We start from the raw sequence: 11,752 nt of genomic DNA, 5'->3' as shown, positions 1-11,752 counted from the left end.
CAACGATATCTTTATGAATGACTAGAAAAGTACACACCTGCGCGTTGAGCTGCACCAATAATATGCTGACGCATGGCTTTTTCAGCCATTAATCCATCTCGTTTGATCAGGGCTTGCAGAATTTGTTCATGTTCCTGAATGGTCTTATACGCAAGATTGGGTTGTACAAATGGTAAAATCTGGCTCTGCTTCATCCATTCAGTTTGTTTTTTCAGGCTCTGAATAATTGACTGATTATGACTTAAATCAATGATATGTCGATGAAAAGCAAAATCATTTTCAGCGGCTTCCTGCCAATTATGTTGTTGAATGGCAGATTCGAGTTGTTCGAAATGAGTATTCAACTGAACCAGATCATTCTCAGAAATATATTCACACGCTAAAAGTGCGCTAAATCCTTCAAGAATATAACGAAGTTGATAAAAATCCTTTAAAGAAATTTTAAATTGGATATTCCACTGTTCAACGGGTTGGCTCTCAATCGCGGTCACGTAAGCGCCTTTGCCTGCCATAATATTCAGCAGTCCAAGTGCTGCGAGACGGGTCAAGGCTTCTCTAAGTGAAGCGCGGCTAATTCCTAACTCTGCAGACAATTCACGTTGTGATGGAAGCGCAGAACCCACAGGATAAAAGCCTTGCTGGATACGCTCATGAATCACCTCGACAGCTTGATCTGTAACTTGTGAGCTGGAACGTTTAACGAGCGTATGTGGTTTCATAGCGTTTCTGTTATCAAGATTATAATGAAGTGAAAGATTCATTGGAAAAGACCATGGTTTGTTTTACTTGATTTTCATCGAAATACCTAGCCAATATCAGAAGAGTTGTTAATTTAATGATTAAATAAAAATTAAAAACACGATCTGATTGTGATTGGGCAAATCATCCCATCTTTGTATACAAATTTTAAGCCAATATTTGAATAGAAAATCTAACTGATTAATTTTGGCACAGCTCTTGCTAATCTATAATTGAGTATAAGCGGTTAGTGCGTGCATTCGCATGGGACATTGCTCTACAGCGGAAGCTGTTCCTCTTAGGGGGACAGGCTTTGTATTTGATCATACAAAGTTCTGAGAGTGTGTCGATGAAATCTGGTGTACTCAAATTCCCCTTTGAATGAATAGCAAAAAAGCTTTCACCTATTCTTCAGAGGTTTTTTATGAAAAATAATCATCGTTTAGGCAAATCGCGTTGGGCTGTTATTGCCGCATCTTTACTCTTTACTTCTTTCGCTCAGGCCAATGATAAACTTGTTCTACAAACCACCTGGTATGCACAGGCAGAACAGGGCGGATATTATCAGGCACTTGCTGAGGGCATTTATAAAAAGCATGGTCTAGATGTCACGATTAAAGTGGGTGGACCACAAATTAATAATATGACACTTCTTCTGGCTAAACGTGCCGATGTCATTGTCAATTATGATTTACAGGTATTAAAAGGAATCGAAAGCGGTTTTCCAATCAAGGCCATTGCAGCGCCGTTTCAGTTTGATCCTCAAGGCTTAATTACGCATAGTGATGTAAAATCATTGGCAGATTTAAAAGGTAAAACAGTGCTGGTATCGACCAGTGGACAAGCGAGTTGGTGGCCATGGTTGCGCGGTAAATATAAATTGGACAATGCTCAGGCACGACCTTATACCTTTAATATGCAGCCATTTTTAGCTGGTAAAAATGTTGCTCAGCAAGCGTATGCAACTTCTGAGGTATTTCAGGCTAAAAAAGCGGAACCTTCCAGTAAATTCTTTTTATTTGCCAATGACGGTTATCCAGCCTATGGAGGTATTTTAGTCACTCGAAATGATCTGATCCAAACCAAGCCAGATGTGATGCGTCGTTTTGTTCAGGCATCCATGGAAGGCTGGCAAAGCTATTTGAAAAATCCAGCACCAGGCAATGCCATTATTAAAAAAGAAAATCCAAATATGGATGATCCATTGCTTGCTTTTGCATTGACTCAAATGAAAAAACTCGCCCTGATTGATGGCGGTGACGCCAAAACGATGGGCATAGGTGTGATGACTGATGCACGCTGGAAAAAAACACGTGATTTTATGGTTCAGGCCAATTTGTTGAATACTAAAACGGATTGGAAAGCAGCATATACCACACAGTTTGTGCAACCCGTCGCCAAGAAAAACTAAGCTGATGGATTAGGTAGTAAAGACCAATGCAAGAGGGGAACCTAATTATGAATTCAGCAGTATCGATTTTAACGGAAACTGAAGTTCATCCGAATTCAGTCAGTCCGATGTTAATGGTTCGTGGCGTTGAAAAAATTTATCCAAATGGGACACATGCCTTACAGCGTTTTGATCTGGATATTCAGCGTGGAGAAATTATTTCTCTACTTGGGCCGTCAGGATGCGGCAAAAGTACATTACTTAAAATGTTTGCAGATCTGGAACAACCATCAGCAGGACAGGTCCGTTGGAATGGTAAAACAGATATGCAGTCTCAGTGCAAAATGGCGATGGTATTTCAAGAGGCGACGCTGATGCCTTGGGCCAATATTCAGGATAACGTGCGTTTGCCACTAGATTTGCGTCATGTTGCTAAAAGCGCAAGTAATGAGAAAGTTGCAGAAGCCCTGACTTCTGTAGGTCTTGGTAAGTTTGGAGCATCTTTTCCAAAAGAACTATCAGGGGGGATGCAAATGCGTGCTTCACTGGCACGGGCATTGGTAACAGAACCAGATTTATTACTGATGGATGAACCCTTTGGGGCATTGGATGAGTTTACGCGTCATCGTTTGGACAGTGATATTCGCACACTATGGTCGGAGCGTGATTTAACGGTCGTTTTTGTAACGCATAGTATTTATGAAGCCGTGTTTTTATCATCACGCGTCATTGTTATGGGTGCGCGACCAGGACGCGTGGTCGCTGATATTTCGATTGAAGGACCAGAATATCGTGATGAGCATTTTAGAACGTCTGATATTTTTATGAAGCAATGCGCGCATTTATCTGAGATTTTAGAGCAAGCGAGTGGAGGAGAGCATCATGGTTAAACCATTAATGAATCATCCAAAGTTTCGTCGTGTTGCAGCACCACTGGCTTTGGGGGTAACTCTGCTTTTAATCTGGCAAATCAGTTTGCAGCAAATGAATGTTCCTGTTTATCTAATCCCGAAGCCGACAGATATTGGTCATGCCCTGGTTTCTCAATCAGGACTACTCTTTGGTAGTTTGTGGGTGACCTTAAAAGTTACTTTGCTTGCATTTATTTGTGCGGTTGTGATTGGAACCCTGATTGCATTTTTATTTGTGCAAAGCCGAGTGATAGAAGCTTGCTTTATGCCTTATGCGATTTTGTTTCAGGTTACACCCATTGTCGCCATTGCACCATTAGTGATTATTTGGATTCAAAATACGACTCTGGCTCTGGTGGTTTGTGCCATGTTGGTTGCGATCTTCCCAATTTTGACCAACACCACCTTGGGTTTACGTAGTGTCAATGCAGGTTTACTCAATCTTTTTCAAATCAATAAAGCCAGTCGTTGGCAGGTTTTAATGCGTTTACGTGTACCGAATGCTTTGCCATATTTCTTTGGTGGGCTACGTATTTCTAGTGGCTTGGCACTAATTGGGGCCGTGGTATCCGAATTTGTAGCAGGCACGGGGGGGACAAGTGCTGGACTGGCTTATCAGATTTTACAGGCAGGCTTTCAACTCGATTTACCGCTCATGTTTGCAGCGCTATTTCTAATTACTTGCACAGGGCTTGTGCTCTTTATATTGATGTCGATGTTGAGCCAAATGTTCTTAAATAAATGGCATGAAAGTGAGCAATCCTGATGAAATATCTAATTAAAAATGCCCATTCGATTTTAACAGGTTTGGCGGGTGATGCAGCACGTTCAAATGCAGATTGCATACGTATCGAAAATGGAATAATCACAGAATTGGCTTCTGCGCTCAATTCCCAGCCTGATGAAATTATTATTGATGCAAAAGATTGTGCCATTTATCCAGCATGGGTGAATACACATCATCATTTGTTTCAATCTTTATTAAAAGGCGAACCGCAAGGACTGAATCAGAGTTTGACGCCGTGGCTTGCGTCTACGCCATATCGCTTTCGCGGAGCCTTTGATGAAGACAGCTTTCGACTGGCAGCACGTATTGGGTTGATTGAACTCTTACGCTCAGGTTGTGCAACTGTTGCAGATCATCACTATTTATACTGGCCAAATATGCCGTTTGATGGTGCTGAAATTTTGTTTGATGAAGCTGATCAATTGGGACTACGTTTTATTTTATGTCGTGGTGGTGGCACTTTAACCCGTGGACTTGAAGCAGAACTTCCACAGGCCTTACGTCCTGAGAAATTTGACAGTGTGATTGCAGATGTTGAGCGTCTGGTGAGCAAGTACCATGATGATAGCCCGCAAGCATTTAAACGGATTGTGATGGCACCCACCACAGCACTGCATTCAACTACACCAGAACAATTACGCGAAACTGCACAAGTGGCTCGCCGTCTGGGTATTCGTCTACATAGTCATTTATCTGAAACGGTCGACTATCTGGATGCTGCACGTGCAAAATTTGGCATGACGCCTGTTCAGTTTTGCGCTGAACATGACTGGATAGGTGAGGATGTCTGGTTTGCTCATCTGGTGAAATTATTACCCGAAGAAATTCAACTTCTGGGACAAACGAAAACGGGTATTGCACATTGTCCTCAAAGTAATGCTCGACTAGGCAGTGGTATAGCCGATTTAGTGGCTTTGGAGCAGGCTGGAATGAATATTTCAATTGGGGTAGATGGTGCAGCATCCAATGAAGCGGCAGATATGCTGTCTGAAACACATGCAGCATGGATGTTACAGCGTGCGCGTAAGGGCATGCTGGCAAAGCCAAAATATGAAGGTGGTCTGTTTGAGGGCGGTGCTGATGCTGCGACGATTGAGGATGTGATTCGTTGGGGAACACACGGCGGTGCACAAGTTTTAGGGCTCAATGAAATCGGGACACTTGAGGTAGGTCAGCAAGCAGATTTGGTGGTTTATCAGTTAAATGATCTACGCTATATGGGGTTGCATGATGTAGCAATTGGGCCTGTCGCCAGTGGTGGTCAGGCACAGATTAAACATATGTTGATTGGTGGAAAAACAGTCATTGAAAATAATCAAGTTCCTAATCTGGATATTTTAGAACTGGCCGCCCAAGCTAGAGAGGCCGTAAAAAAATTGCAACAACGTGCTGAAAAAATGGCATTAGCATCTTAAAAAATGCTTAGATATTTCGTATCAGACAAAAGTAATGGATCTGAAAAAAGCGTCATTTGCTTTTTGTATGATAGCATTCCAAATTTAATGGTCTATGTATGACAGCAAAATCTAGGAATATCTAAAAGATATAGACTTTTCTGGCGGTGAATAGGGAAAAATAAAGCATTTTAAGACGAAATTTGATTATTTTGAATAACCAAACTTGACCAATTCATCAGACAAAAGCCCTAATCTTTCAATTAGGGCTTTTAAAATTTTGGAGTGAAGATCCAGACCCGAATCACGCCCAACCTTGGTAGTAGTCAAAGGGGCAACTGGCTTGCCAGGCTGCTGCACTTAATAAAGGCAAAATGTAGTTACTGGGTGAAATTGGCAATGATTTTATTACGCAGAAATTTTTTGTGTTTTTAGTTAAAGGACGTTGTATGTTCAAGTTTCTTGATGACTGAACCTGCACAGGAAGGTAGTAAATGTTTAGATCTGTCATAATATTAAAGCCAGAACTTCATTGATGTATACAGCTTAAAAAAATTTCGATCATTTCTTAAGATTTAATTTACTGCTTGACTTATTTAAATGATAATTATTATCATCTTTAGGTTCCTTGTTTTGAGTCCAATTGCTGTGAACAAAACTTCTTTACTTGTAGATCAGTTATATAGAAGTCACCAAAGCTGGCTTCACCAATGGTTGAGACAAAAATTAGGTAATACTGATCAGGCCGCAGATCTGGTTCAGGACACATTTATTAAACTGCTACAAACCCGAGACGAGCTATTCGGCATTAAGGAACCGCGTGCTTATTTAACCTCGATTGCTAAAAACCTGCTCATTGACCAAGTGCGCCGTAAACGCATTGAACAGGCCTATTTAGATGGCTTGAGTCAAATGAAATATATGCTTGACGCAGTGGCTTCACCCGAAGACCAAATGCAAATTATTCAAGCAATTAACCAGCTTTGCAAAGCACTCGAAGGGGTTTCTGAAAAAGCACAACAAGCTTTTATTTTGCATTACCTCGAAGGCTATACCCATAAAGAAATTGCCGAGCGTTTAAATGTGTCGACCAAAATGATTCAAAAATATTTGGCGAGTTGCTTAATTCAGTGCTACCAAAACCGACAAGACATGGACGCTTGCATTTAAATGGCTATGGACAAAAGCAAACATCACCAACTGGTTGAAGAAGCCGCGTATTGGATCGTTCAACTGAGTTCGGATGATGAACGCTCGCGAAAAACCGCCAATCAAAAATTTGAAGAGTGGAAGAAAACCAGTGAGCAACATCGCCAAGTGGCTGCTGACATTGAACAGTGTATTGGATCAATTCAAAAACTTTCCCAAACCAGCGGACATAAAAAAGTCACCAAGGTTGCTCTTAAAGCTGGCCTAAACTCAGGCAAAGCCTATAAACATTTGCGGGCAGGAACAGCTTTTGCCGTTGTCTTTGTTGCCATGAGTGGGGCGCTATTTTATTTAACTGATACCACCGTGGCCTATGTGACTGCCGACATACAAGGGCAATCGGGGCAGTGGACCACGCAAACCTTACCAGATGGTTCACGTTTAATTTTACGCGGTAAAAGCGCAGTTAATCTTGATTTTAAAACCAACCAGCGAGTGGTTGAGTTGGTGCAAGGTCAAATTTATGTTGATGTTGCCAAAGATAAAACCAGACCGTTTTTGGTCAAAACCAGTCATGGGCAAATTCAGGCACTCGGCACAGCTTTTAGCGTCAGTTATGACCCTTCGGCAACTGAACTCAAAATGTTGCACTCAAAGGTAAAAGTAGAAGCGACACAGGTTAAAACGACCCAATTGCACGCGACTCGTCAGGCCATTGTTGAAGCAGGGCAAGCCATTAAAATGGACAAAAATGGTGTACAAAAACTGCCTGTACTGAATATTTATAACGAACAGCAAAAATGGCAAAAGCATCAGCTTATGGTAGAAAACCTACCATTGAATCAAGTGCTACAAGAGTTAGACCGCAACTACAAAGGCAAAATTATTTTTAATGATGCGGCATTGCAACATGTACGGGTTAATGCTGTGTTGCCTTTAGACCAAACCACAGAATCACTTAAGCTTTTGGCTACGGTTTTTCCAGACCTGAAAATTAAGCAAATCATGCCGTTTGTGGTCATGGTTTCTTTAAAATAATAAAAAATTAAATTTATTTTCAATTTTAGGTTCCACTTTTTTGAAAGTCGTTCGTCATAGTAAGTAGAAGCAATAAATATGGATCATTTTAATCAGTTGTATTGAATGATTCTTATTACGATTTACTGGGGCGGGGCAAATGAAAAAAGCGGGAACAGGGCAAAAGCGGAATCGATCGATTTTTCGATTTTCAACACTGGCATTTGCGATACATGCTGTGTCGATGGGTGGACTTGTTACGCTGCCTATGCAGCAGGCCTATGCAGAAACAGCTGGAGTTAAAAGCTATAACATTCCTGCGGGCCGTCTTGCTAACGTACTGAATCAGTTTGCCGAACAATCAGGCACTTCAATTGCAATGGATGCCCAGCAACTCCAAGGGTTGCATAGCCTAGGCTTAAAAGGCAATTTTGCTGTCGAGCAAGGTTTTGAGCAGCTTTTAAAAGCAACTGAATTTAATGCTGTAAAGGTTGGACAGGGCTACACACTCAGCAAAAAATCTACACCACGCGTCACTTCATCTAAGGTTCAGGCTGTTAGTCTGCCACCAAGTAGCGCTGTCATTGAAGAAGATGCATCGGTACGACTCACGCCAATTGTGGTGTACGGCAAAGAAGACCGTGACACAGAAGGCTATAATAAAGTTTATGACGCAAACCGTTCTTCAGTCTATGCGGGCAAAGACTATGTCGAACGTTTTAAAGGAACCAACCCAGCCGATGTTTTACAAGGTATGGTGGGAGTCTATAGCGGCGATGCCCGCAACAGTGGCGCACTCGACCCAAGTGTACGTGGTGTGCAGGGCGTTGGTCGTGTGCCTTTAACCATTGATGGCACTGAACAGTCGATTGCCGTATGGCGTGGCTACAATGGGGTAAACAACCGAAACTATATCGACCCCAATCTCATTGCGGGCATTGAAGTCATTAAAGGCCCATCTTTAGAGCGCAATACCACAACTTCTGTAGGTGGTGGTGTAGTCGTTAAAACGCTAGAGGCCGATGACATTGTTCGTCCTGGTAAGTCTTTTGGTGCCGAGTTAAAAGTAGAAGGCTCAACCAACTCCATTGATCCGTCTTTGCCAGACATGAGTAAAGTGGGCCAAAACTATGATGACACCACGCCTTGGATCGACAGGAATGGGGCCAAATATGACCCTGATATTTATAAAAAGAATCGTGCCCGAAGTGATAACTCTCATTTTTCGGGCGATGACTTAGCGGGCCGACTGGCAATTGCCACCAAGCAAGATAAATTTGATTTACTGGCTGTCTATGCAGTACGTGAGCGTGGTAACTATTTTTCGGGCACCCATGGCGCGGGCTACTATAAACGAGCGACGCCAGACAGTAGCCTCGATTTTATTCCTTACTTTGCTTATGCCTATCAACCGGGCGATGAAGTTCCCAACACTTCAAGTCATATGGAGTCGTGGTTATTAAAAGGGACTTATCGTCCAACTGATCACCAGACCCTCAAACTGACTTACCGAGATACCAAAAATATTTTTGGTGAAATTATGCCGTCTCGAATTGTTTGGGGCATTACGCCTGACTTAGGGGTTCCGCAGTGGCCTTTAAGCAATATTCACTCTAAAGCCTATAGCCTCGAATATAAGTTTAAGCCTGAGAATAATCGCTGGGTTGATTTCTATGCCAACATTTGGCAAACCGACACCGAAAGCCAGACCTACACACGTGGTGGCTGGCCAACCACAATCGATTTTCGAGATAACACCATTATTAACACGGCAATAAGCCATTCTGACAATACGCGTAAAGGCATTACGGTCAGTAATAAAACCCGTTTGTTAGACCAGCTTGATTTGACACTCGGTGGAAGTTTCCTAAAAGAAAAACTGACGTCCGACGATATATATGGCGAATTTGGCCCAAGTTATTCGCTCTATCAGGCGCTGCCACGAGCAGGGCGCCGTGAGGAAAAAACGTTCGACTTTAACTTTAATTATCGGCCGCTGTCTTGGTTAAGTTTTGATGCGGGCATGCGTTATCGCTCGTATTGGGCGGTTGATGACTTTTTAAATCAGTCTTTGCAGACCGAGATTGACCCGAGTTTAAATCCGCTGTTTACCAAAAAAAGTAGGCTTAAAGAATATACCTTTGAATATCAGACCATGCCTGAGAGTTACACCTCGACTCAGCAGCGTTTAATCAATGTTTTAAAACAGCGCTATGCCACAAAAAATCCTGATTGGGATGGGCAGCTCGACACTGTGCCTGCATCAGAGAGCACGTTGTATAACATGATCTGGTCACAGAAAAATACGCTGAGCTGGAAAGCAGATGCGAATGGGCAATTGTCGCTTGCCGATAATCCTTTAAACCAGCTCAATGCCTCTGGACAAAAGTATGTCGTCACTGGCGGGAACTTTATGTCGGTGGTAGAGCAAGTTCCAGTTGAGTCTGCCGACAAAGTTAAAGATAGTGGCTGGGCACCGCAGTTAGGCGCCTCTATTCATCTCACGCCAAACAGCAGAATTTATGCACGCTATGCAGAGGAATATCGTTTACCAAGTTTGTTTGAAAGCACTGTCGGTTTTTCTGCCATGTTGCCATATCAAGCAATCAAACCTGAACATGCTTTTAACTACGAAGTGGGTTATGTCTATGACATGCGTGACTGGTTCAGTACAGCGCGCAATGCCGACATTAAGCTCGCCTATTACTACAACAAAACCAAAAATGTGATTGAGCGTGACCAAAACCTTATTTTTACCAATATGGATGAGCAAAAGCTGTCAGGTCTAGAGTTACAAAGCCGTTTTGATAATGGTGGTTTCTTCACAGACCTGAGCATGGCCTATAACTTAAAAAATGAAGTGTGTGACACCAATAGTGCTATTAACAAAATGATTTTAGGCGGCACGGTTCAAACCGAGCAGGGCCTTGAGTTCCGTGAACCGTATCAGCGTTGTGTTGATGACGGTTTCCCAAATGGCTACTTGGTGACCATGGCTACACCTGAACTGAGTTTCCATGGTTTGTTTGGCGCACGCTTTTTTGATGAAAAGTTAGAGCTTGGTGCACGTGCAACATTCTATAAAGCTTATGAAAGCCCGCTACGCAAAAACAATGATGCTAGCGTCAATAAAGGCTATTACCTTAATGTGCCTTTGGCTTGGGATAACACGTGGATTTTTGATGCCTATGCGCGTTATCAGGTCGATAACTACAACACGGTTGAGTTTGTCGGCAGTAATCTTTCTAACCAGTTTTATATCGATCCTTTAACCCGTAGTGCCATGGCCGCACCTGGCCGAACGATGAAAATGAGTTGGACTACCAAATTTTAAACAGCATTTGATTCCCTCTACACATACATAAAAGGGGAGTCAGGTAATCGTAAATAATAATATTGAATGATTGTTATTTACAAAAAAACTGAGTGGGTTTACAGCTGGACCTACTCAATAAACTAAAAATAGCGAAATCGTTATTTTAAATTAAACAATAACTTAGTTTTAAAAAAGATGGAGTAACAACAAATGAAAATCTCTCAATTGTTCTTGGGTCTTGTTGCTTGTTCAACTGCATTTGCTTATGCAGGAATTGATGGTATTTCGAGTAATGAAAGTAACATCAAAATCGGTGCTGCTGCCAATGCAAGCCATCCAGATGGTGTCGCGGCGGTATCGGTTCAAGCTGCGGGGGCGCCATATAACGCTTTTACAGGTTTTAGTTCGTTAAAAGGTTTGGCTCAGGCTTTTGCTGCTCAGGGAACCAGTAACACCAATGTAACGGTTGGCAGCAAAACCTTTAATATTTCGCATATTCCAGTGTCGGCAATGCCACCTTCACACAGTGCATTAGGTAATTTTAACTTTGGTCAGGTGGGCACACAGGAAGTCTATTTTGGTGAATGGTGGAAAGCGGGCGACACGCCGGCAAGCGCGAGCCATACCGTTTACTACGCGGGTGATAACACCAATACCACTGTTCCAACCGCGGGTACTGCAACTTATACCGTTGCAGGGATTAACGGCTCTGCAAGCAATCTGTTAAGTGGTACCTTCACTGCAAATTATGGCACGGGCACACTTGAAGGAACGCTTACAGGAACTGGTACAGCTGTTTCATCGTTAAGCCTAGATGGTGTGGCATTTAACCCGGGTACTGCTGCGTTTGCAGGTTTGGCAACGGCTAACGGTACGGCTGGTGTCGACAACTCTGGTGTGGTTCAAGGTCAATTCTTCGGTGCAAATGCTTCGGCTTTAGCGGGTATTGCCCAGTTTGATAACGTGTCTTACAACACTGCATTTGGCGGTGCTAAAAATTAATGAATGCAAAAGGAATCTACATATGTAGGTTCCTTTTGTTTTTTGGGC

9 protein-coding genes are annotated in these 11,752 nt (G+C 42.5%); 8 read left to right on the top strand and 1 reads right to left on the bottom strand.

All coding sequences use genetic code 11. The features are described 5' to 3' along the window. Nucleotides 1-11 precede the first annotated feature (11 nt). Nucleotides 12-719, bottom strand: a complete 708-nt coding sequence (locus F952_RS07990) for a FadR/GntR family transcriptional regulator (protein WP_026056861.1) — start codon at nt 717-719, stop codon at nt 12-14. Between the two features lie 443 nt (nt 720-1,162). On the opposite strand from F952_RS07990, the gene F952_RS07985 reads away from it, so the two are divergent. From F952_RS07985 to F952_RS07950, 8 genes are all read left to right on the top strand, one after another. Next, nucleotides 1,163-2,149 (top strand): ABC transporter substrate-binding protein, encoded by a 987-nt coding sequence (locus F952_RS07985; RefSeq protein ID WP_004925396.1) that lies wholly within the window; start codon nt 1,163-1,165, stop codon nt 2,147-2,149. Between the two features lie 47 nt (nt 2,150-2,196). Further along, nucleotides 2,197-3,018 carry an ABC transporter ATP-binding protein gene (locus tag F952_RS07980; protein ID WP_004925394.1) on the top strand — a complete coding sequence of 274 codons (822 nt, stop codon included), beginning with the start codon at nt 2,197-2,199 and terminating at the stop codon, nt 3,016-3,018. After that, on the top strand, nt 3,011-3,805 hold the full coding sequence (locus F952_RS07975) for an ABC transporter permease (protein WP_004925391.1): 795 nt from the start codon (nt 3,011-3,013) through the stop codon (nt 3,803-3,805). The genes F952_RS07980 and F952_RS07975 overlap by 8 nt, the downstream gene beginning before the upstream one ends. Next, nucleotides 3,805-5,241, top strand: a complete 1,437-nt coding sequence (locus F952_RS07970; RefSeq protein WP_004925387.1) for an amidohydrolase family protein — start codon at nt 3,805-3,807, stop codon at nt 5,239-5,241. The genes F952_RS07975 and F952_RS07970 overlap by 1 nt, the downstream gene beginning before the upstream one ends. Nucleotides 5,242-5,868: 627 nt before the next feature. Further along, nucleotides 5,869-6,390 (top strand): sigma-70 family RNA polymerase sigma factor, encoded by a 522-nt coding sequence (locus F952_RS07965; RefSeq protein ID WP_017385064.1) that lies wholly within the window; start codon nt 5,869-5,871, stop codon nt 6,388-6,390. Continuing rightward, nucleotides 6,391-7,407, top strand: coding sequence for a FecR family protein (locus F952_RS07960; RefSeq protein WP_004925381.1), 1,017 nt, complete (start codon nt 6,391-6,393; stop codon nt 7,405-7,407). Between the two features lie 139 nt (nt 7,408-7,546). Beyond that, nucleotides 7,547-10,720 carry a hemophilin receptor HphR gene (locus F952_RS07955; protein WP_004925378.1) on the top strand — a complete coding sequence of 1,058 codons (3,174 nt, stop codon included), beginning with the start codon at nt 7,547-7,549 and terminating at the stop codon, nt 10,718-10,720. A 192-nt stretch (nt 10,721-10,912) separates the two neighbouring features. Continuing rightward, the gene (locus F952_RS07950; protein WP_004925375.1) at nt 10,913-11,704 is read left to right on the top strand and encodes a Slam-dependent surface lipoprotein; all 792 of its coding nucleotides are present in this window, start codon (nt 10,913-10,915) and stop codon (nt 11,702-11,704) included. Nucleotides 11,705-11,752 lie beyond the last annotated feature (48 nt).

The sequence above is a fragment of the Acinetobacter baylyi DSM 14961 = CIP 107474 genome, assembly GCF_000368685.1.
GTDB classification, from domain to species: Bacteria; Pseudomonadota; Gammaproteobacteria; order Pseudomonadales; family Moraxellaceae; genus Acinetobacter; species Acinetobacter baylyi.
The sequence above is the reverse complement of the archived record's forward strand: the minus strand, read 5'-3'. Positions and strand labels throughout refer to the sequence as shown.